The sequence below is a fragment of the Rhodococcus sp. PAMC28707 genome (assembly GCF_004795915.1).
Taxonomy (GTDB): domain Bacteria; phylum Actinomycetota; class Actinomycetes; order Mycobacteriales; family Mycobacteriaceae; genus Rhodococcoides.
Genome location: NZ_CP039253.1, coordinates 4,255,088 through 4,275,363 on the forward strand (window position 1 = coordinate 4,255,088; position 20,276 = coordinate 4,275,363).

Annotated in this window: 20 protein-coding genes; 7 read left to right on the forward strand and 13 right to left on the reverse strand. The window is 62.5% G+C overall.

The window, feature by feature from the left end; all coding sequences use genetic code 11:
• Nucleotides 1-9 precede the first annotated feature (9 nt).
• From E5720_RS19380 to glnA, 3 genes are all read right to left on the reverse strand, one after another.
• The gene (locus E5720_RS19380; RefSeq protein WP_136171980.1) at nucleotides 10-1,227 is read right to left on the reverse strand and encodes an ATP-binding cassette domain-containing protein; all 1,218 of its coding nucleotides are present in this window, start codon (nucleotides 1,225-1,227) and stop codon (nucleotides 10-12) included.
• Complete coding sequence (locus tag E5720_RS19385; protein WP_084346664.1) at nucleotides 1,224-1,871, reverse strand: ABC transporter permease; 648 nt, start codon at nucleotides 1,869-1,871, stop codon at nucleotides 1,224-1,226. The genes E5720_RS19380 and E5720_RS19385 overlap by 4 nt, the downstream gene beginning before the upstream one ends.
• Nucleotides 1,872-2,107: 236 nt before the next feature.
• Entirely contained in the window at nucleotides 2,108-3,544 is a 1,437-nt protein-coding gene (gene glnA, locus E5720_RS19390) for a type I glutamate--ammonia ligase (protein ID WP_136171981.1), read from the reverse strand.
• A 224-nt stretch (nucleotides 3,545-3,768) separates the two neighbouring features.
• Between glnA and E5720_RS19395 the strand changes: the two genes are divergently transcribed.
• Nucleotides 3,769-4,239, forward strand: a complete 471-nt coding sequence (locus tag E5720_RS19395; protein WP_136171982.1) for an RDD family protein — start codon at nucleotides 3,769-3,771, stop codon at nucleotides 4,237-4,239.
• A 3-nt stretch (nucleotides 4,240-4,242) separates the two neighbouring features.
• Here E5720_RS19395 and E5720_RS19400 read toward each other — a convergent pair whose 3' ends face one another.
• The 5 genes from E5720_RS19400 to sucB all read right to left on the reverse strand — a co-directional run bounded on the left by E5720_RS19400 (nucleotide 4,243) and on the right by sucB (nucleotide 9,786).
• On the reverse strand, nucleotides 4,243-4,998 hold the full coding sequence (locus tag E5720_RS19400) for a DUF4191 domain-containing protein (RefSeq protein ID WP_136171983.1): 756 nt from the start codon (nucleotides 4,996-4,998) through the stop codon (nucleotides 4,243-4,245).
• A 57-nt stretch (nucleotides 4,999-5,055) separates the two neighbouring features.
• Complete coding sequence (gene lipA, locus E5720_RS19405) at nucleotides 5,056-6,042, reverse strand: lipoyl synthase (RefSeq protein WP_136172825.1); 987 nt, start codon at nucleotides 6,040-6,042, stop codon at nucleotides 5,056-5,058.
• Between the two features lie 115 nt (nucleotides 6,043-6,157).
• A complete protein-coding gene (lipB, locus tag E5720_RS19410; protein ID WP_136171984.1) occupies nucleotides 6,158-6,940 on the reverse strand; it encodes a lipoyl(octanoyl) transferase LipB in 783 nt (260 codons plus the stop codon).
• 20 nt (nucleotides 6,941-6,960) lie between these two features.
• Complete coding sequence (locus tag E5720_RS19415; protein WP_136171985.1) at nucleotides 6,961-7,851, reverse strand: TIGR01777 family oxidoreductase; 891 nt, start codon at nucleotides 7,849-7,851, stop codon at nucleotides 6,961-6,963.
• A 159-nt stretch (nucleotides 7,852-8,010) separates the two neighbouring features.
• The gene (gene sucB, locus E5720_RS19420; protein ID WP_136171986.1) at nucleotides 8,011-9,786 is read right to left on the reverse strand and encodes a 2-oxoglutarate dehydrogenase, E2 component, dihydrolipoamide succinyltransferase; all 1,776 of its coding nucleotides are present in this window, start codon (nucleotides 9,784-9,786) and stop codon (nucleotides 8,011-8,013) included.
• A gap of 380 nt (nucleotides 9,787-10,166) precedes the next feature.
• Between sucB and E5720_RS19425 the strand changes: the two genes are divergently transcribed.
• A complete protein-coding gene (locus E5720_RS19425) occupies nucleotides 10,167-10,496 on the forward strand; it encodes an oxidoreductase (protein WP_136171987.1) in 330 nt (109 codons plus the stop codon).
• A gap of 59 nt (nucleotides 10,497-10,555) precedes the next feature.
• On the opposite strand, the gene E5720_RS19430 is transcribed toward E5720_RS19425, so the two are convergent.
• Nucleotides 10,556-12,073 (reverse strand): leucyl aminopeptidase, encoded by a 1,518-nt coding sequence (locus E5720_RS19430; protein WP_136171988.1) that lies wholly within the window; start codon nucleotides 12,071-12,073, stop codon nucleotides 10,556-10,558.
• 91 nt (nucleotides 12,074-12,164) lie between these two features.
• On the opposite strand from E5720_RS19430, the gene gcvT reads away from it, so the two are divergent.
• A complete protein-coding gene (gene gcvT, locus E5720_RS19435; protein ID WP_136171989.1) occupies nucleotides 12,165-13,280 on the forward strand; it encodes a glycine cleavage system aminomethyltransferase GcvT in 1,116 nt (371 codons plus the stop codon).
• Nucleotides 13,281-13,312: 32 nt separating this feature from the next.
• A complete protein-coding gene (locus tag E5720_RS19440; protein WP_136171990.1) occupies nucleotides 13,313-14,416 on the forward strand; it encodes a branched-chain amino acid aminotransferase in 1,104 nt (367 codons plus the stop codon).
• A gap of 2 nt (nucleotides 14,417-14,418) precedes the next feature.
• On the opposite strand, the gene E5720_RS19445 is transcribed toward E5720_RS19440, so the two are convergent.
• Genes E5720_RS19445 through E5720_RS19460 form a run of 4 tightly spaced genes read right to left on the reverse strand, consistent with a single transcriptional unit; the run spans nucleotide 14,419 to nucleotide 17,508 of the window.
• A complete protein-coding gene (locus E5720_RS19445) occupies nucleotides 14,419-15,123 on the reverse strand; it encodes an adenosylcobinamide-GDP ribazoletransferase (RefSeq protein WP_247596059.1) in 705 nt (234 codons plus the stop codon).
• A 57-nt stretch (nucleotides 15,124-15,180) separates the two neighbouring features.
• On the reverse strand, nucleotides 15,181-16,242 hold the full coding sequence (gene cobT, locus E5720_RS19450; RefSeq protein WP_247596359.1) for a nicotinate-nucleotide--dimethylbenzimidazole phosphoribosyltransferase: 1,062 nt from the start codon (nucleotides 16,240-16,242) through the stop codon (nucleotides 15,181-15,183).
• Nucleotides 16,243-16,271: 29 nt separating this feature from the next.
• Nucleotides 16,272-16,847 carry a bifunctional adenosylcobinamide kinase/adenosylcobinamide-phosphate guanylyltransferase gene (gene cobU, locus E5720_RS19455; protein ID WP_136171992.1) on the reverse strand — a complete coding sequence of 192 codons (576 nt, stop codon included), beginning with the start codon at nucleotides 16,845-16,847 and terminating at the stop codon, nucleotides 16,272-16,274.
• Nucleotides 16,848-16,851: 4 nt separating this feature from the next.
• Nucleotides 16,852-17,508 carry a DUF3043 domain-containing protein gene (locus E5720_RS19460; protein WP_136171993.1) on the reverse strand — a complete coding sequence of 219 codons (657 nt, stop codon included), beginning with the start codon at nucleotides 17,506-17,508 and terminating at the stop codon, nucleotides 16,852-16,854.
• 126 nt (nucleotides 17,509-17,634) lie between these two features.
• Between E5720_RS19460 and E5720_RS19465 the strand changes: the two genes are divergently transcribed.
• The 3 genes from E5720_RS19465 to E5720_RS19475 all read left to right on the forward strand — a co-directional run bounded on the left by E5720_RS19465 (nucleotide 17,635) and on the right by E5720_RS19475 (nucleotide 20,233).
• Nucleotides 17,635-18,714: a glycerate kinase gene (locus E5720_RS19465; protein WP_136171994.1), complete on the forward strand. Its 1,080-nt coding sequence runs from the start codon at nucleotides 17,635-17,637 to the stop codon at nucleotides 18,712-18,714.
• Between the two features lie 66 nt (nucleotides 18,715-18,780).
• A complete protein-coding gene (locus E5720_RS19470; RefSeq protein ID WP_084346648.1) occupies nucleotides 18,781-19,131 on the forward strand; it encodes an iron-sulfur cluster assembly accessory protein in 351 nt (116 codons plus the stop codon).
• Nucleotides 19,132-19,258: 127 nt separating this feature from the next.
• Entirely contained in the window at nucleotides 19,259-20,233 is a 975-nt protein-coding gene (locus E5720_RS19475) for a carbohydrate kinase family protein (protein WP_136172827.1), read from the forward strand.
• Nucleotides 20,234-20,276: the final 43 nt, after the last annotated feature.

Genomic DNA, 20,276 nt, shown 5'->3' on the forward strand with positions numbered 1-20,276 from the left:
CGGATGCGGTCATGCGGGCAACTCCCCACTGACTCCATCGGCATCGGCATCGGCATCATCGTCGTCGTGATCGTGCTCGTGGGCTTCGCGCATCTGCTGCAGATGGCCGACGAGAACATCGATCGAAATCAACCCGACGTACTCACCGCGAAGACCGGTGACGACCGTCGATGCGGTGCTCTCGGCGAGAAGCGCTTCCAACCCATCCTGAAGCGTGGACTGAATGGACACCAGTTCGCCGACCGGCACACCGATTCCCCGCAGTGAAGACGCGTGTGCCAGATGAGCGGGACCAACCCAGCGAAGCGGCCTGTTGCGTTCGTCCAATATCAGTCCCCACGGCCACTTGCGGGTCGCGACCTTCGCGCGGATCCCGTCAACGGGATCACTTTCTTTGGCGGTCGGACACTGAATCAGGCGAACGTCACGAATACGAGTGAGCGTCAGCTGTTTCAGGGACGCATCCGCGCCCACGAATCCAGCCACCATGTCGCTGGCAGGATTCGCGAGGATCGCCTCCGGGGTGTCGTATTGCTCGATGGTCGAGCGATCACCCAGGACGGCGATGCGGTCTCCGAGCTTGACTGCCTCGTTGAAGTCGTGCGTGACGAAGACGATCGTCTTGCCGAGTTCGGATTGCAGCCGCATCAACTCGTCCTGCAACAGGCCTCGGGTGATCGGGTCCACCGCGCCGAAGGGCTCGTCCATCAACAGCACAGGCGGATCCGCAGCGAGCGCTCGCGCCACACCGACGCGTTGTTGCTGACCGCCGGACAGCTGACGCGGATAGCGGTCTCGATAGGTATCCGGATCCAGCCCCACGAGGTCGAGCATCTCGTCAGTCCGGGCCGCGATCCGCTTCTTGTCCCACCCGATCAGTCCAGGCACTGTCCCGACGTTCTTTGCGATCGTCAGGTGCGGAAACAGCCCGGCCTGCTGAATCGAGTACCCGATTCCCCGTCGCAACTCGTCCGGGTCGATCGACAAAGCGTCTTTGCCGTCGATGGTGATTTTTCCCGAGGAAGGCTCGATGAGTCGGTTGATCATGCGCATCGTGGTGGTCTTGCCGCAGCCGGAAGGCCCGACGAAGACAACGATCTCGCCTGCAGGAACGGTCAACGACACGTTCTCCACCGCTGCGGCCTTCTGGCCGGGATAGCGCTTGCTGACGGACTCGAGCACGATCTCGACGCCCGAGACGTTCTGATTGTTAGCTGTTGGGGTCACGCGATGCCCTTCGAGGTTGTAAGACGGCCGACGAGAACGAGGATGCCGTCGACAATCAAGGCGAGAATGACGATCAGAACGGTGCCGACCAGTGCTTGAGGAACAGCCGTGGGGCTACCGACGCGAGACAGGCCCGAAAAGATGAGGTTGCCGAGTCCGGGTCCCTTCGCGTACGCCGCAATGGCGAGGATGCCGAAAATCATCTGCGTACTGACCCGCATGCCTGCCAAGATGGACGGCCATGCCAACGGCATCTCGATCCGGGCGAGAATACGGGCACGATTCAAACCGACTCCGCGAGCAGCATCGGTCACTGCGGGGTCGACCGCTGCGAGGCCGATGATCGTATTTCTGACGATGGGCAAGAGCGCGTACAGAACCAGTGCAGTAATGGTCGGGGCCACCCCCAACCCGAGGATCGGAATCAGCAACCCGAGCAGGGCGAAGGAGGGGATGGTAAGAATCGTGCTTGCCAGGGCCGTCGCGATCGCGGATCCCGCGGGGGAGCGGTAGACAGCAATTCCCACGATGACCGCGATGATCGTGGCGATGATGATCGACTGGATGACGGCAGAGACGTGAAGATATGAATCTGTCAACAGCTGTTGTCGTCGTCCGGAGACGAAATTCCAGAGCGCGTCCATTGAAGGTAAACCCACCAACTTTCCGAATACACGGTTTCTTTGGAGAATCCGGCCAGTCTCTTAGTTCGAGAATGGCTGATGTCCCTCGGATTCAAACCTGTTTTCGATATCTCGTTACCGTGCGTACATACAACTCTGCCCACGAACAGAGCCACCCGCCCTGCTCTATGGCAAGGGCGGGTGGCTCTGGTGAAGCGAAAGCTACGTGTGGATCACACGTGAACGCAGAGTGCGGATCACACGTCGTAGTACAAGTTGAACTCGTACGGGTGCGGCCGCAGGTTGATCGGAGCGATCTCCTGCTCACGCTTGAGTGAAATCCAGGTCTCGATCAGGTCCGTGGTGAAGACGCCGCCCTCGGTCAGGTACTCGTGATCGGCCTCGAGGCGGTCGATGACAGTTTCCAGCGACGTCGGTGCCTGAGGAATGTTCTTGGCTTCCTCGGGCGGCAGCTCGTAAAGATCCTTGTCGACCGGAGCCAGCGGCTCGATCTTGTTCTTGATCCCGTCCAGGCCGGCCATCATCTGGGCGGCAAAGTTGAGGTACGGGTTGCCCGAGGAGTCCGGTGCGCGGAACTCGGCGCGCTTGGCCTTCGGGTTGTTTCCCGTGATCGGGATTCGGACTGCGGCCGAACGGTTCCGCTGGCTGTACACGAGGTTGATGGGGGCTTCGTAGCCCGGCACCAGACGGTGGTACGAGTTGACGGTCGGGTTGGTGAACGCCAACAGCGACGGTGCGTGATGGAGAATGCCGCCGATGTAGTGGCGAGCCAGATCCGACAGTCCGGCATATCCGGCCTCGTCGTGGAAGAGGGGCTTGCCGTCCTTCCACAGCGACTGGTGCACGTGCATGCCCGAGCCGTTGTCGCCGAACAAAGGCTTCGGCATGAAGGTGGCCGACTTGCCGTTCTTCCACGCGGTGTTCTTCACGATGTACTTGAACAGCTGCAGGTCGTCCGCAGCAGCGAGCAGCGTGTTGAACTTGTAGTTGATCTCCTGCTGGCCGCCGGTGCCGACCTCCGAATGTCCGCGCTCGAGTTCGAAGCCTGCATTGGTGAGGTTCGTGGAGATTTCGTCGCGAAGATCCACGAAGTGGTCGTACGGAGCCACGGGGAAGTACCCGCCCTTGGCGCGGACCTTGTAACCGAGGTTGGGGCTGCCGTCGGCGTTCGTCTTCTTACCGGTGTTCCACGAGCCCGCAATGGAATCGAGTTCGTAGAAGGCGCCATTGATGCTCGAGTCGTAATTGACCGAGTCGAAGATGTAGAACTCGGCCTCGGCGCCGAAGAACGCGGTATCCGCGATACCGGTGGAGAGCAAGTACTCCTCGGCCTTACGAGCGACATTGCGCGGGTCACGGCTGTAGGACTCGCGGGTGAACGGATCGTGAACGAAGAAGTTCATATTCAACGTCTTCGCGGCCCGGAAGGGGTCGACCTGCGCCGTCGAGACGTCGGGCAGGAGCATCATGTCGGATTCGTGAATCGACTGGAAGCCACGTACGGACGAACCGTCGAACGCGAGGCCGTCTTCGAAGACATCCTGCGTGAAGGCAGAAGCCGGGATCGAGAAGTGCTGCTGAATACCTGGCAGATCCGTGAAACGGATATCGACGTATTCAATACTTTCGTCGGCGATGAATTTGATGACCTCTTCGGCCGTGCTGAACGCCACGCTGTTGCTCCTTTGTTGAGTCCGTCGACCAAACGTTATGGACCTGGTGTTGCCCGCCGGTCAAGCTTGTGTTTCGCCCGTGTTACACGTGGTTTCATCAGTGCGTGTACTCGAGTGAGCCACGACACTCTCCAGGCGGGCAGAAGAAAAAAGAATCGTACTCACCGCACACACTACGGTGACGGCCGATCTGCGTGTTCACCTCGACGCCTATCCTGGTGTCCATGGCGCGAATGACAGGTTCTTGGTTGTCCGGACCCTCGGCTGCTCGATCCGAGGACGAAACCGAGCAGAAGTTTCCAGGAGAGCGACTCGGACTCCCAGCGGAAGGCCCGGGCGCGATAGCAGGGCTCGGCCGTCGTTCCGGCGCTCTGTTGCTCGACTGGTTGATGTCGATGGGAGTCTCGGCACTGATCGTCGGCGCGACCGGGGCTGCGGTTCAGGTCTCCAGCTTGACCTTGCTGGTCTGGTTCGTTATCGGGGTCGGCTCGGTGAGTGTCTTTTCGTTCACGCCAGGCCAACTGGTAGCCGGAATTCAGGTGGCGCGTGTGGATGCGCAGGCCCGCGTCGGATTTGTGCGAGCACTGGTGCGAACGTTTTTCATCATCTTTGTCGTCCCGGCCGTGATCTCGGACCATGATGGTCGCGGTATGCACGACCGGGCGACGGGCACCGCGATGGTGCGGGTTCGTTAGCGATCAGCGACGTTTGATCGTCCGCTGAACGCCCTTCATCTTGGCGCCACCGGGGAGCGGTCCCTTCGGCATAGCGGGACCACTCTTGGTGCCGAGTGCCGAGAGCCTGGACTCGATGGTGTCCATGCGCTTGCTGTCGATGTTCTTGGGCAGCTTCGTCAGATACTTCTGGAGACCGGAGAGCGGAACCTGGTTTTCCCCGTTGCCGACGACGATGTCGTAGATCGGGGTATCGCCGACGATCCGCGCAGTCTTCTTCTTCTCTTGGGCGAGAAGTGATTTCACACGCTGTGGCGCGCCTTCCGCGACGAGAATGATCCCGGGTTTGCCGATGACGCGGTGCACCGCGTCGAGCTGAGTCGTTCCGGCAATCGCGTTGGTCACGCGCCAGGATCCCTGCAGGTTGTCCAGAGCCCACGCAGCTGCGCCCGCCTGCCCGTCGGCCTTGGTGTACACCGACTTCTGGACCCGACGGCCGAAGATGATGAAGGCCACGAGGACTCCGACAAGTAGTCCGATGGGCAGAAGGAACCACTGCAGACCGAAGAACAAGCCGATGAGGAACAGCACGAGACCGATACCGACGATGGCACCGATCATCAGCGGCAGAAGAAGCTTGTCTTCCTTGCGCTGCATGTTGAACGCCTGCCACAACTGGCCGCGACGCTCTTTCGATGCTTGCTTACGGGCAGCTTTCGCCGCCGCCTTTGCTTCTTTGCTGGGCTTACCTGCTTTGCCCGCTTTACTGCCGTTCGCCATGCTTCACAGGATACGTGTCGTCAGTGAAGTCACGTGCATCGCTAGCCGGTTCGATGCCTACCGCGCAGCGAGACGAGCAATCAACGAACTTGCCTCCTGAGAAGCTTCGCCGCCGTCCACCAAGTGACTCATGCTCTCGGGGAGTGCGCGACCGTGATGCTGCATCGCTTGCGCGTACAGCCGCCCTGCCCGGTACGAAGAGCGGACCAACGGCCCCGCCAGAACCCCGGCGAAGCCGACCTCGGTGGCGTAATCGGAATGCTCGACGAACTCTTCGGGCTTGACCCACCGCTCCACGGGGTGGTGGCGCGGCGACGGGCGCAGGTACTGGGTAATGGTGAGAATGTCGCAGCCTGCCTCGTGCAGGTCGCGAATAGCCTCCTGTACCTCTTCCGGCGTCTCGCCCATACCGAGGATCAAGTTGGACTTGGTTACCAGGCCGTCGTCTCGAGCTGCAGTGATGACGTCCATGGACCGCTGGTAGCGGAAAGCTGGGCGGATTCGCTTGAAGATACGTGGAACCGTTTCGACATTGTGCGCAAGAACTTCCGGTCGCGAAGAGAAGACCTCGGCCAACTGATCGGGCTTGGCATTGAAGTCGGGAATCAACAATTCGACGCCGGTGTTGGGGTTCAACTTCTTGATGTAGCGGACGGTTTCGGCGTACAGCCAAGCACCGCCGTCTTCGAGGTCGTCGCGCGCCACTCCGGTGATCGTCGAGTAGCGCAGGCCCATGGCCTGAACGCTTTCGGCGACTCGACGGGGCTCGTCGCGGTCGAGATCTTCGGGCTTGCCGGTATCGATCTGGCAGAAATCGCAACGGCGAGTGCACTGTTCACCGCCGATGAGGAACGTCGCCTCACGGTCTTCCCAGCACTCGTAGATGTTGGGGCAGCCGGCCTCTTCACAGACGGTGTGCAGACCCTCGCGCTTGACCAAACTCTTGAGTTCGGTGTATTCCGGGCCCATCTTGGCCTTGGTCTTGATCCAGTTGGGCTTGCGTTCGATCGGTGTCTCCGCGTTTCGGATTTCGAGGCGAAGCAATTTGCGTCCGGGTGGGGCGAGTGGAGTGCTGGAGGTGAGCGAAGTGTCGGGGGATGACCCGAGGGACCGCGCAGAGTTCGAGGGTGTTTCTGAAGCCACAGTCACACGGTCGATGCTACGCGCCGAACTTCGTAGTGGTGAAGTGCGGGCTACTGGTGACCGGCTCCAGTAAGGGGCGTACGACGTCGTGTTCGGTCACCGGCAATCCGCCGTCCAGAGCAGCCAGGACGGCCAGGGTTACGGCGGGTTCGACCTCCTCGACAGTGACATCTCGTCCGAGTTCCGCGGACAATGAGGTCACACCCGCGTCGGCGATTCCACAGGGCACGATCGCGTCGAAGCCGGCCATGGACGCATTGCAGTTGAGTGAGAAACCGTGCAGAGTCACACCTCGCTGAACCCGTACGCCTATGGCTGCGATCTTCCGCTCCGGCAACCACGGCCCGTCATTCGAGTCGTCGGCGACACTGTGTCCCGCGGCCAACCACACACCGGAGCGGCCGTCGATTCGGCCACAATTGATACCCATCTCGGTGCATACGGAAATCAGTGCTTCTTCGATTCGGCGGACATACTTCACGACGTCGATGGGCTGTGCGAGGCGAATGATCGGGTATCCGACGAGCTGTCCCGGACCGTGCCAGGTGATCTTGCCGCCGCGATCGACCTCGATGACAGGCGCGCCGTCGCGCGGACGGTCCTCGGGCGCCGTACGCCTGCCGGCAGTGAATACAGGCGGATGCTCGAGCACAAGTAGCGTGTCGAGCCCCCGCCCCTCGGCACGCATGTCGGCGAGTTCGCGCTGACGTGCCCACGCCTCCAGGTAGTCGATGCGACCGAGTCTTCGGACGTCGACCGGATCCGAACTCTCCCGTGCGGAGATTCCCGCGTTTGTCATGCCAGGCACGCTACGCCGAGTCAGCGACCGACAGCTACTCGCAGTGCCTCGCCGATCGTGTTGTGCGCAAAAACGAATCCGGTGTCTTCCAACACCTTCGGGATAGCTCGAGGTCCGGTCAGAATTGCTTCCTGGGCAAATTCGCCGATGACCGCTTTCAACGCGAATCCCGGTACAGCCCAGGGCGCAGGCCTATGCAGTGCGCGGGCCATGGCGCTGTTGAACTGAGCGTTGGTGACGGGCGCAGGACCGACCATGTTGACCGGACCCGATACCGACTCGTTCTCGATGCCATGGATTGTCGCCGCGATCTCGTCCTCGAGTGAGATCCAGGGAAAGTACTGTCGGCCGTTGCCGAGGCGTCCACCGAGTGCCATCAAGTAGAGAGGTCTCAGCTTGTCCAGCATTCCGCCGCGTTGCGACAAGACGACGCCACTGCGCAACATGATGGTGCGGACTCCGCCGACCGTAGCGGCCGAAGTCGCGTTCTCCCAGTCTCGACACACTTCTGCGAGAAACCCCTCGCCGACGGGTGCCGTTTCGTCGACCACCCGGTCGCCGGTATCGCCGTAGAAGTTGATCCCGCTCGCATTGACCAGTGTCGGAACCTGAAACTTTGCGCAGTTCTCCGCCAGCACCTCGGTGGGAGCTATCCGGCTGTCGCGCACCTTCTGCTTGTAGGCGCCCGACCATCGCTTGTCTCCGATGCCTACCCCACAAAGATTGACCACAGCGTCTGCACCACGCAAGGCGCGTTCGTTCAACGAGCCCTGCGGCGGGTCCCACTCGAACTCGTCCGGACCGGCAGGTGCTCGACGAACCAACCTGGCAACCTCGTGCCCCTTGCCTCGCAACGAGGCGACCAGCGCGGTACCGATCAATCCGGAAGAACCAGCAATGACTACACGCATGAATTCGAAAGCCTCCTCGACAGAATCGGGGCATCATCCGCCAAGCGGATGATGCCCCGACACTGTTAGTTCGGTTCCCCGTGATTCGAGGATCGGCCGAGCGCTGAACCTTGGCTCACCTGCAATCCACAGTACAGACTGCTCGGCTTTCGAACCGCTCTAGAGACCTAGGTCTGCTTCGAACGATGCGATCTCGAGCCGCTGCTTGATGGTGCTCAGGAAACGGCCTGCGTCCGCGCCGTCGACCAGCCGATGGTCATAGGTCAGCGGCAGGTAGCACATCGACCGGACACCGATGGACTCGTTGCCCGCGTCGTCCTTGACCACGACGGGACGCTTGACGATCGCGCCCGTGCCGAGCATGGCTGCCTGTGGCGGTACCAGGATCGGGGTATCGAACAACGCGCCCTGACTGCCGATGTTGGTGATCGTGAACGTGCCACCGGACAACTCGTCGGGCTTAAGGCCACCGGATCGAGCGCGAGTGGCTATGTCGTTGATCGCCCGGGCAAGACCAGCCAAGGAGAGATCGCCCGCGTTGTGGATGACAGGGGACAGCAAGCCCTGCTCGGTGTCCACAGCGATACCGAGGTGAACCTCGGAGTGATAAGTGATCTCCTTGGCTTCTTCGTTGATGCTGGCGTTGACATTCGGGTGAGCCTTGAGAGCCTCGACGACCGCCTTCGCGAAGAACGGCAGGTACGTCAGATTGACGCCCTCGTTCTCCTGGAACTTGGCCTTGGCCTTGGCACGCAGACCTGCTACCCGGGTGACATCGACCTCGAAAGTCTGAGTCAGCTGCGCAGAGGACTGAAGAGACTCGCGCGTCTTCTTCGCCGTGATCTGGCGAATGCGGTTCATTTTCTGCGTGGTTCCGCGGAGATGCGCCAGTTCCGGTCGCACTCCGGCGGTAGCCGGTGCGGCAGGCTTCGACTCGGCTGCCGGAGCAGCAGCGGGAGCTGCCGGAGCCTTCTTCGCCTCGGCGGCTGCAAGGACGTCCTGCTTACGGACCCGTCCACCGACGCCGGTGCCCTTGACCGTTGACAAGTCCACGTCGTTGTCCGTTGCGAGCTTACGAACCAGAGGCGTGACGTAGGGGGATGCGTCTGAGGAGGGAGCCTTCGCAGCTTCTTGCTTGGGTGCCTCTTGCTTGGGTGCCTCTTGCTTGGGAGCTTCCTGCTTGGGTGCCTCTTGCTTGGGAGCTTCCTGCTTGGGAGCTTCCTGCTTGGGAGCTTCCTGCTTGGGAGCTTCCTGCTTGGGAGCTTCCTGCTTGGGAGCAGGCTGCGCCGGCTCCGGAGCCTTGGCAGCAGGGGCGCCCGAGCCGATTACGGCCAACTGGCCGCCGATTTCGACGGTGTCGTCTTCTTCGGCGCTGATCTCGAGGAGTGTTCCCGCCACCGGGGAGGGAATCTCGGTATCGACCTTGTCGGTGGACACCTCCAGGAGTGGCTCGTCCACGGCGACCTCGTCGCCTACGGCCTTCAGCCAGCGCGTGACAGTGCCCTCGGTGACCGACTCGCCCAGCTCAGGCATGTTGATCGGGGTACCTGAAGAGCTGGAGTCGGAGCTCGCGGCCGGAGCGCTCTGTGCCGGTGCTTCTTCCTCGGCCTGCGGCTCCGGTTCTGCAGCAGCCACAGGTTCGGCGGCGGGCTCTTCGGCAGCGGGCTCAGGCTCGGAGGAAGACCCGGAAGCCTCGCCGGCTTCGCCGATCTGAGCGAGCTCGGCGCCGATTTCGACGGTGTCGTCTTCCTGTGCCACGATCTTCGTCAGAACACCAGCAGCGGGGGACGGGATTTCGGTGTCGACCTTGTCGGTCGACACTTCGAGCAACGGCTCGTCGACCTCGACGGTGTCGCCCTCCTGTTTGAGCCACCTGGTGACAGTTCCCTCGGTGACGCTCTCACCAAGAGCTGGCATCTGGACGGAGAAGGCCATGTCTGTTGACTCCTCGACAGTTGTGTGCGGGTAATTTGGTTCTTACGACTTGTGGTCGTAGACCATTGTGCTGGCGTTGCAAGGTTCGCGGACGATACTTGCGTTAATTGCGATCTTCGGCGCTGTCTGTGTCCGCGCCGAATCGAAGAAAACGTCTTTCCACGATCCACGGACTTTTACTGCAGACACGTAGACGCCCTTTCGACGAGACCGGAAATCGTTCTCTACAACGAGAGAGTTGAACCCTCTATCTTCATCCTTCCATCCTTGGAGTTCCCACGTTCCCCGAGGGGCCGCCCTCGCACTGGCAAACTCATGAGTAACAAGGCTTGTGCGAACACGAAGGTCGATCTTCACGCACCCAAGACAGGAGTGGTTCAGTGAGCTTGTTCAGTCGCCTCACGCGACGCAGTGGCAAAGGTAGAGGCCCCCGAGAGGGGTCGGTAGCGCAGTATCTCGCGGATTGGACGACGGCGAGAATCGGCGTCGAGGCATTCGTGGAGCCGAAGACGACAGTGACTCCTGTCACTGTCGTTCTGGTGGCAAACGATGGTGAGTGGACACGGCGCGTCGTGGATGAGAAACACATCAGAAAGCTTGGACCCGACCTGAAGATCCCCGTCTACGACGTCCGAAAGACGGGCTATCCCCAGCGGATGCGAGATCACGATGCTCGACAGAAAATTATCGAGCGCAGGGCTACCGAATAGCGGTGGATGATCCGAGCGCCCCCCCGGACGCACTCGAATCATTCACAAGTGGGACGCGTCTAACCGTTCTCGGCGATATCTTCGAGAACGGCGAACATCGTGCGGACCGGCACTCCGGTTCCGCCCTTGCCGATATAGCCGAAAGGGCCTCCGGTGTTGAATGCCGGACCAGCGACGTCGATGTGCGCCCACTGAACGCCGTCTGCGACGAACTCCTTCAGGAACAATGCCGCGGCCAGCATCCCGCCCGCGCGTCCGTTGGTGACGTTGGCGAGGTCGGCGACTCGCGAGTCCAACTCGCGTCGAATCTCACCTGGGAGAGGCATGGCCCAAGCGTCCTCGCCCACGGCCTGTGAAATCGCGGCGACGCGGTCGCGGAACTCGTCGGTGCCCATGACTCCCGGCGTCCGGTTACCAAGTGCGACGACCTGCGCACCCGTCAGCGTTGCGGTATCGATCAGGTAGTCGGGATCGTCTTCGCATGCACGCACGATGGCGTCGGCGAGTACCAGTCTTCCTTCGGCGTCGGTGTTGATGACCTCGACCGTGATGCCGCCGTACTGCGTCAGTACGTCGCCCGGCCGTTGTGCAGTGCCGGACGGCATGTTCTCCGCCATGGGAACCGTGGCGACGACGTCGAGTTCGAGACCCACCTTGGCAGCGAGAATCACGGTCGCGATCACGGCTGCCGCACCGGCCATGTCGGAGGTCATGTTTTCCATGCCGGCCGCGGGCTTGATCGAGATGCCGCCGGTGTCGAAGGTGATTCCCTTTCCGACCAACGCCACCTTTTTGGACTTCCGTCTACCACCGGAGTGCGTCAGACGCACCAGCCTGGGCAGACGTGAGGAGCCCTTGCCGACGCCGTGGATTCCGCCGTAGCCGCCTTTCTCCAAGGCCTTGTCGTCGAGAATTTCGACACTCAGTCCGACATCGGTGCCCAGTGCCTTGGCGCGTGCGGCGAACTCCTCCGGGTACAGGTGGCTGGGTGGGGTGTTCACGAAGTCGCGGGCGATCGCGACGGCTTCGGCAATGGCAACCGAACGGGTCAGCTCGTCCTTGGCCTCACGGGCGCGTGGGTCGGCTACGAGCAGTTCGACGCGCCCGAGGGGTCCGGCTTCCGGAGCAGGTGCCGACAGTGCGGATCTGAACTCGGTGAAGGTGTAGGCACCGAGAAAGAAACCTTCTGCCGCGGCGCCCAAGTCGAGGGCAGAGAGCGTCGTCGCCGCGATCGCGGTTCCAGACAGCGCGCGAGCTGCAGTTCCGGCGGACCGGCGAATGCGTTCGGTGTCGATGTCGGCCGACTTGCCCAGCCCGACTGCGAGGACACTCGTCACGTCCAGCGCTGCAGGGGCGGGAATGCGGGTGATCTCGTCAGCTTTGCCTGTTGCACCGACAGCCTCGAAGGCATCGAGCAACTCGGCGGCGAGCGCATCTCCGGAGATGTCGTCGGTGATGACGAGTTCCAGTCCGTCTTCACTTGTACTGAGTGCGACGACGAGAACGTCGAAATCTTTCCCGAGGCGGCCGGCCAGCACCAGCTCGGGTCCGAGAGTGCGGGGTGAAGTCGATGGCACGTGGCAGCTCCTGAAGGATTGATTGTTCTCGGTCGTACACGATCGTAGTGACTCGGGCCAGACGGGCAGCCGTCCGCTAGCGTTGGCCGCTATGAGTGCAGAAGAACTTGCTCGCGGACCCGTACACGCCGTCCACGTCGAACTGGGAGCGACGTTCGCGCCTTTCGGTGGATGGGAGATGCCCGTCTCCTACGTCGGTGTCGTAGCGGAGCACAAGGCAGTCCGTGCCTCCGTCGGCGTCTTCGACGTCAGTCATCTCGGGAAGGCGTTGGTCGAAGGACCCGGTGCGGCGGACTTCGTCAATTCCACGCTGACCAACGACCTCACCCGGGTGGGTCCTGGGAAGGCGCAATACACGTTGTGCTGCAACAGGTCCGGGGGAGTGGTGGATGATTTGATCGCCTACTTCGTCTCGCCCGAGGAGGTCTTCCTGATTCCGAACGCCGCAAACACGGCGGCGGTCGTTGCCGCGTTGACCGCCGAGGCTCCCGAAGGCGTCGTCGTTCGCGACCAGCATCGTGATTTCGGCGTGTTCGCGGTGCAGGGGCCTGATTCTCGAGCTGTGGTCGAGCAGTTGGGTCTCCCAGCGGATTTGGAGTACATGGCTTTCGTCGACGCGCAGTGGTCCGAAGCCGAAGGCAACGAGGTGCCGGTGCGGGTGTGCCGCACGGGTTACACCGGTGAGCACGGATACGAACTGGTCTGCTCGTGGAACGACGCCGAGGCGCTGTTCCGTACCCTCGTCGACGTCGTGAAGCTTTCCGACGGCCAGGTAGCAGGCCTCGGTGCGCGAGATACCCTTCGTACCGAGATGGGTTATCCACTCCACGGTCATGAGCTCTCGCTGGACATCTCGCCGCTCCAAGCCCGATGTGGTTGGGCTATCGGATGGAAGAAGGACCGATTCTGGGGCAGGGACGCGCTGCTTGCAGAAAAGGCGGCGGGTCCGGCGCGAGTGCTCCGTGGCGTCAGGGCTCTCGACCGCGGGGTACTACGGCAGGAACAGAACGTCGTGGTGGACGGCGGCGTGGTCGGCGTCACGACGTCAGGGACGTTCTCGCCCACGCTCGGGGTAGGAATTGCGCTTGCACTGATAGACGCCACAGCGGGGGTGGCGCCGGGTGACATCGTCGAGGTCGATGTCCGTGGCCGGGCGCTGCGATGTGAGATCGTCGCCCCGCCTTTCGTTGCAGCGAACACCAAGTGAGCGGGCTTCGACGCGTTCGATAAGCTCACTGCATGACAGGCTTTCCCGAATTCACGCGTGTGCAGCATCCTTCTCCGGCTCCTTCGGAGGTCAGAGAAGCAGTATTGGCTGCACCCGGGTTCGGGAAGTTCTTCACCGACCACATGGCAGTGATCGACTACACCTCGGAGAAGGGCTGGTACGGCGCGACCATCGCGCCGTACGGGCCGATCGAGTTGGATCCTGCTGCGATGGTTCTGCACTACGGGCAGGCGATTTTCGAAGGGTTGAAAATCTACCGTCAGCCCAACGGGGATCTCTCCTCGTTCCGCGTCGATGCCAACGCCGAGCGATTCAAATCCTCGGCCAGGCGGTTGGCGATGCCTGAGCTTCCCAGTGAGCTGTTCATCTCCTCGATCGAGGAGATGCTTGCCGTTGATCGCGAGTGGATCCCGGCGGCCGGTGGCGAGGACGCCCTCTACCTTCGCCCGTTCATGTTCTCCACCGAAGCGGGGCTCGGTGTCCGGCCGGCGGACGCGTACCGGTACATGCTCATTGCCTCTCCTGCCGGCGCGTACTTCCCTCGTGGTGTCAAACCGGTCAGCGTGTGGCTGTCGACCGAATACGTACGCGCCGCTCCCGGTGGTACCGGAGCGGCGAAATTTGCCGGCAACTACGCGGCATCGCTGCTTGCGCAGGCGCAGGCCAGCGATCAAGGCTGTGACCAGGTTGTCTGGCTGGACGCGATCGAGCGTCGCTTCGTCGAGGAAATGGGTGGTATGAACCTGTTCTTCGTCTTCGGCTCCGGTTCCGACGCCCGTTTGGTCACGCCCTCGCTGTCCGGGTCGCTGCTCCCTGGAATTACCCGCGATTCGCTCCTGGCGTTGGCGACCGACTCCGGAATCCCGGTGGAGGAGCGGCGGATCTCGACCGAAGAGTGGCAGAAAAAGGCGGAGTCCGGCGACATCACCGAGGTGTTCGCATGCGGAACCGCGGCAGTCATCACTCCTGTCGGCAGCGTCAAATCAGCGGACGGTGAGTTCACGATCGCCGACGGCGAACCGGGCAACATCACTCTCGCCCTGCGCGATACCTTGACGGGCATTCAGCGCGGCACCTTCGCCGACACTCATGGGTGGATGACCAAGCTCGGCTGAGTTCAGGATCCGATCAGCAAACCCACCACGGTCATGGTGGTGGTGATTTCCAGAGCTGCGCCCAGTACGTCGCCGCTGAGGCCACCGAACCGTCGGACACAGTGGCGCACAAGAACTACGCCGATCGCCAACACTGTCGCGACGACGGCGGGGCCTTGCCACCAGCGACCGTCCACGCAGCCGGCCGCTGCGACAAGCGCTACGGCACACCAGAGACCGACCACCATGCGGCCTTGGGTGCCGGCGACGAGTGCGCCGAACCCGTGGTCGACGGCTGGAAGCGTCCCACGTCTGCACGCGAGCACGACAGCGACACGACCTACTGCGACGGCAAGCACTATCGAGGAGAAAGCCTGCTGCTCCGCCAACAGGCCGAAGCCGGTGGCCTGAATTGCGAGGGTGAGGACGAGCGCAGCGACCCCGAACGGCCCGGCGCTTCCACTCTGCATGACTTCACGAGCTCGTTCAGGAGGGCCGTAGCAACCGAGACCGTCTGCCGTGTCGGCAAGGCCGTCGATATGCATGCCGCGTGTCAGCAGGGCAAGCGCGCCGACGACGAGCAGTCCGCCGAGCAGTCCGCTGAGCGAGAGTGCGTCCGCACACCACGAAGCGCCTGCCGCAAACGCCCCGAGCAGCAGTCCGACGACAGGCGCCGCCGACATGGCTTTGCGGGCAGCATCCCGATCGATGTGGTGCGGCCCCCGCACTGGAAGGACTGTCAACCAGGACAGGGCCAGCCGAGGGCCCACCCATATCGAATGCACTTATCGGGCCTCGGACGACGCTTCGGGATTGGCGGCTCGGGTACTCACACCTGCATCTGCAAAGGTCGACATGTCCTTCAGCGCGGCGATGGCCGCGTGCACCAACGGTAGGGCGGTGAGAGCGCCCGAACCCTCGCCGAGTCGCATATCGAGCTCGAGAAGCGGTTCGATTCGCAAGTGGCGCAGGGCAATCGAGTGTGCGGGTTCGGACGAGCGATGGCCGGCGATCCACCATTCACGTGCCCCTCGCGCCGACTCCTCCGCAACCAACGCCGCAGCTGTGACGACGAGCCCATCGAGAATGACAGGCGTCCGACGGTGTGCAGCTTGGGCGAGAAACCCGGCCATGGCGGCAAGATCCGCGCCACCGGCAACGCGAAGCAGGGCCACGGAATCCTTCACGACCGGACGGGCACGCCGCATCGCATCACGAATCGCTGCCGTCTTGCGGATCCAACCGGCGTCGTCGACGCCAGTGCCGCGACCTACTGCGGCCACCGGTTCGGTGTCGGTGAGTACTGCGATCAATGTCGTTGCCGGAGTGGTATTTCCGATTCCCATGTCACCGGCGATCAGCAAGTCGGCACCGCTGTCGATTTCCTCGTCGGCGATCGCACGACCGGCGTCGATCGCAGCCCGAACCTCGGACTCCGACAACGCATCCTCACGATCGATCGAACCGCTCGACCGTCGGACCTTGTATCGGCTGATCGTGGTGTCCGTATCCGAGTCGACAGCGATATCGACGACACGGACCGTTGCGCCTGCCACGGCGGCCAGTGCATTGACCGCAGCCCCACCGGCCGCGATGTTGGCCACCATCTGAATGGTCACCTCGGTGGGATAGGCCGAAACCCCGTGCGCCGCAACACCGTGGTCACCGGCAAACACAACTACCCGGGGTCGAACCAGCGCATGGGGCGGACACTGATCTTGGCACGCCGAAATCCACTCACCGATCTCTTCGAGTCGACCGAGACTGCCGGCAGGCTTCGTCAACGACTTCTGTCGTTCCGACGCCGCAGAGCGGGTCTGCGGCGACGGCGGAGCGACCGGGCGCAACGGCGTCGAGTTCTCGGTTGTTTCGGACGTCACGGTTGCTGCTCAGCCTTTCGGAAAGGGGGAACCCCGGCACACTTGAGTGTGAGGGGAAGGCCGGCAACGACGAGTACGACGTCGTCGCACACCTCGGCGAGCCGGGAATTGAGCGCGCCGATCTCGTCTTGGAACAATCTGCCCGACCGAGTGTGCGGGACAACGGACAACCCCACCTCGGGAGTGACCAGCAAAAGAGTGCCCGTGCATTGCGCGACGGCGTCGACGAGCGCGTCGATCTCCGCCGCGATCGTGCCGCGCGGGCTGTCCCAGGCCGCCCGATCGTCGATGGTGTGGGTGAGCCAGGTGCCGAGATCGTCGACGAGCGTGACTCCTGGTGTTCCGTCGACGATCAGCTGGGGCAGGTTCATGGTCGATTCCACCGTTGTCCATGTGGCCGGCCGTCGAACTCGATGTTCTTCTATCCGCGCGTCCCAATCGGCGTCACCGGGGCGCCTTCGGCCGGTTGCCACGTATCTGACCGGTCCCGTCGTAGCCGCGAGGTGTTCTGCGTGGCTGGACTTGCCCGATCGCGCACCACCGAGCAGCAGTGTGCGCTTGGGCAGCGTCATATCGTCAGACAGCTGCGCCGCGGTTGACGCGTGGCTGAGGGGCACGCATCTTGCGAATTTGCGAAGCACGAACGAACGCGTACCACCCGAGCTTGAATCCACCGTCGGTGGTGTCGGGGAAGCGAGCGCGAACGCGATTGTTGATCTGGCGGCCGATGAAGATTCCCTCGCCGACCATGAACAGCATCATCACGAACATCGCCAGCGTGACATACGCCTGAACGGCCGGATCGAGGAAGAGCGCGAAGATCAACAGAAGCGCGAGCGGCATGAACAAACCGACCAGATTCCGGCGGGCATCCACGAGATCACGGGCGTATGCCCGAACAGGGCCCTTGTCCCGCGGAAGTAGGAACTTGTCCTCGCCGGCGAGCATCCGCGCGCGGCGGTCGGCTGAGGATGCTCGGCGCTCCTCGGATGCCTTCTTGCGGTCGACTTTGGTTCCCTTGTTCGCCTTACGACGCTCGCGGGCCTCTTTGCTCGTCATCGGCGGCGGCGCGACCGGACCGCGGCGCCGGGCTTCGGCCTCACGCCGTTTCGGCGTGGGGCGACCTTTGCCGACGATCTCGTTCGGCGGCGACACATCCGTCGCTGCCGACTCGACCGAGGCCGAATCGTGCTTGTCCGAATTGTCAGAGTTCCCGCGGCGTAGCAACTTCACCCACCCAGGCTATGGGATGGAAGCGAATAGGTGAACATCGGCCACACCAACCCACGTCCGCGAAGGACTCTCGAGCTCGGCGGTCTCGACATGCCGCATCTCCACTGTCGACCTAGACTTTCGACGATGCGAGTGATGATTGCGCCTGATTCGTTCGGAAATACACTGAGTGCGAACGAGGCGGCCGACGCAATCGCCAGGGGTTGGCGACTCGGACGTCCGGGGGACGAGCTCGTGTTGGCGCCACAATCCGACGGCGGTCCGGGATTCGTCAACGTGTTGGCCGTCAATAGCGGCGAAGTGCGCGAACTCGACGTGGACGGACCACTCGGGAAACGGGTCAGGGCGCGGTGGCTTCTCGACGGCCGGACAGCGTTCATCGAAGCCGCACAAGCGTGTGGCTCGAGCCTCCTCGATGGTCCACCGACCAATCGCAGTGCATTGCGGGCAAGTAGCGACGGCGTCGGCCAACTGATCGTTGCTGCCCTGGGTGTCGACGGCATCGAGAGGGTGTTCGTCGGTCTCGGCGGCAGTAGTTGTACGGACGGCGGACGGGGGATGGTCCGTGCACTCGGTGGACTGGCCGATGCCGCCGCACGACTGCAGTCGGTCGAACTGATCGCTGCCACCGACGTCGAAAACCCGCTACTGGGCGAGCACGGCGCAGCTCACGTCTTCGGGCCACAGAAAGGCGCGGATGCTGCGACGGTCGATGTTCTCGAAGAGCTCAACAGCGAGTGGGCCGCGATGTTGGAACGTGAGGCTGGAGCCGACGTCGCCGAGCTGCCGGGTGCGGGCGCTGCCGGAGGCATCGGTGCGGCACTGTTTGCGCTGGGCGGGCGGCGGGAATCCGGTGCGGCCGTGGTGGCCGAACTCACCGACCAGACCGATCTACTGGAGTCGGTCGATCTCGTCATCACCGGTGAAGGCAAGTTCGATAGTCAGTCCCTTCGGGGCAAGCTCGTCACCGAACTTGCATCCGCAGGCGCGCGATCCGGAGCGCCGACGATAGTCCTTGCAGGTCAAATAGCTCTCGAGACCGCACAGTGGGAGGCCGCAGGTGTTTCTCGGGCGTATTCCGTAGCCGAATTCGCCGGTTCGGTGGACAAGGCGATGACCGATGCCGGGCCACAACTCGAGCTTTTGGCCGCGAACGCAGCGCAACAGTTCGACCAAGGTACTGGAGCATTACGCGGCGGGCTGTGAGGAATACCTGTGCGCGGAGTACGGTTGAGTCGTTCACGGGTTGAGTACGACTGATAGGGAGAGCCCATGACCGTCTCGAACGAAACCATCACGCACAAGGTCACGATGACTGAAGCTGCATCATCGAAGGCCAAGGCGCTGCTGGACCAAGAAGGACGCGACGACCTCGCGCTTCGCGTTGCTGTGCAGCCGGGTGGCTGTGCGGGCCTGCGCTATCAGCTCTTCTTCGACGATCGCAGCCTCGACGGCGACCTCGCAGTGGACTTCAACGGAGTCACGCTGGCTGTCGACCGGATGAGCGCTCCATACGTCGAGGGTGCATCCATCGACTTCGTGGACACCATCGAGAAGCAGGGCTTCACGATCGACAATCCGAACGCAACGGGCTCATGTGCCTGCGGCGATTCGTTCAACTGATCTGAACCACCAACTCTGACCGGTACTGCATTTGCGGGTACCGGTCAGAGTTGTGTTCGCACCAAGTTCCGGGGCGCCGCGCATGAGCATGGACCTCGCTCCGACCATCATCGAAAGGCTCAAGCACGTGACTCTCGCGGTATCGGGATCGATAGCCACAGACCATCTGATGCGGTTTCCGGGCAAGTTCGCCGAGCAGTTGGTTGCAGACCAGCTCTCCAATATCTCGCTGAGCTTCCTCGTCGACGATCTGGTCATCAGAAAAGGTGGAGTCGGCGGAAACATTGCCTACGCCCTGGGTGTGTTGGGCGGATCCCCGCTCCTGGTGGGTGCTGTCGGGCCGGACTTCGGTGAATATCGGTCCTGGCTGGAGTCCAACGGAGTCGATTGCACCGCGGTACGCGTGTCGGCGACGGCTCACACTGCGCGCTTCGTCTGCACCACCGACGTGGACATGGCTCAAATTGCGTCGTTCTACCCGGGTGCGATGAGTGAAGCGCGCGAAATCTCGATCGAAGAGCTGTCCGCAGGACGAACGCTGGAGCTGGTACTGGTCGGCGCCAACGATCCTGACGCGATGATCGCCCACACTCAGCAGTGCCGAACGCTGAACATTCCTTTCGCCGCAGATCCGTCACAGCAACTCGCGCGTCTGACCGGTGAGCAAGCGGTCGATCTCATCGAGGGTGCGGCATACCTCTTCACCAACGAGTACGAGTGGGGCCTGCTCCGCCAGAAGTCGGGCCTGTCCGAGACGGAGATCGCGGCCAAGGTCGGAATTCGGGTCACGACGCTAGGCAAGTCCGGCGTCGAGATCGTCACTCCCGACGGCGTGCGCACGCACGTGGATGTGGTTCCCGAGACCAGCAAAGTGGATCCGACCGGAGTGGGCGACGGCTTCCGCGCCGGCTTCCTCATGGCACATCTCGCCGGCGCTTCCGTCGAGCGGGCCGCACAGCTGGGCTCCTATGTGGCGGTCCTCGTCCTCGAGACCACCGGCACTCAAGAGTGGACTTTTGTACGAGACGACGCTCTCAAGCGTCTGAGCTCCGCCTACGGAGCTACCGCGGCCGAACAGATCGGTGCGCTGCTCCCGGCCTAGGCTTGGCATTTGATAGCAAAAGGGACCGCCACAACCGTGCACA

Coding starts and splice junctions, on each gene's coding strand:
- E5720_RS19470 (WP_084346648.1), top strand. CDS start 18,781: ATGACCGTCTCGAACGAAACCATCACGCACAAGGTCACGATGACTGAA.
- cobU (WP_136171992.1), bottom strand. CDS start 16,847: ATGACGCTGCCCAAGCGCACACTGCTGCTCGGTGGTGCGCGATCGGGC.
- lipB (WP_136171984.1), bottom strand. CDS start 6,940: ATGACAAACGCGGGAATCTCCGCACGGGAGAGTTCGGATCCGGTCGAC.
- E5720_RS19395 (WP_136171982.1), top strand. CDS start 3,769: ATGGCGCGAATGACAGGTTCTTGGTTGTCCGGACCCTCGGCTGCTCGA.
- E5720_RS19385 (WP_084346664.1), bottom strand. CDS start 1,871: ATGGACGCGCTCTGGAATTTCGTCTCCGGACGACGACAACAGCTGTTG.
- gcvT (WP_136171989.1), top strand. CDS start 12,165: ATGAGTGCAGAAGAACTTGCTCGCGGACCCGTACACGCCGTCCACGTC.
- sucB (WP_136171986.1), bottom strand. CDS start 9,786: ATGGCCTTCTCCGTCCAGATGCCAGCTCTTGGTGAGAGCGTCACCGAG.
- E5720_RS19400 (WP_136171983.1), bottom strand. CDS start 4,998: ATGGCGAACGGCAGTAAAGCGGGCAAAGCAGGTAAGCCCAGCAAAGAA.
- E5720_RS19415 (WP_136171985.1), bottom strand. CDS start 7,851: ATGCGTGTAGTCATTGCTGGTTCTTCCGGATTGATCGGTACCGCGCTG.
- E5720_RS19440 (WP_136171990.1), top strand. CDS start 13,313: ATGACAGGCTTTCCCGAATTCACGCGTGTGCAGCATCCTTCTCCGGCT.
- E5720_RS19465 (WP_136171994.1), top strand. CDS start 17,635: ATGCGAGTGATGATTGCGCCTGATTCGTTCGGAAATACACTGAGTGCG.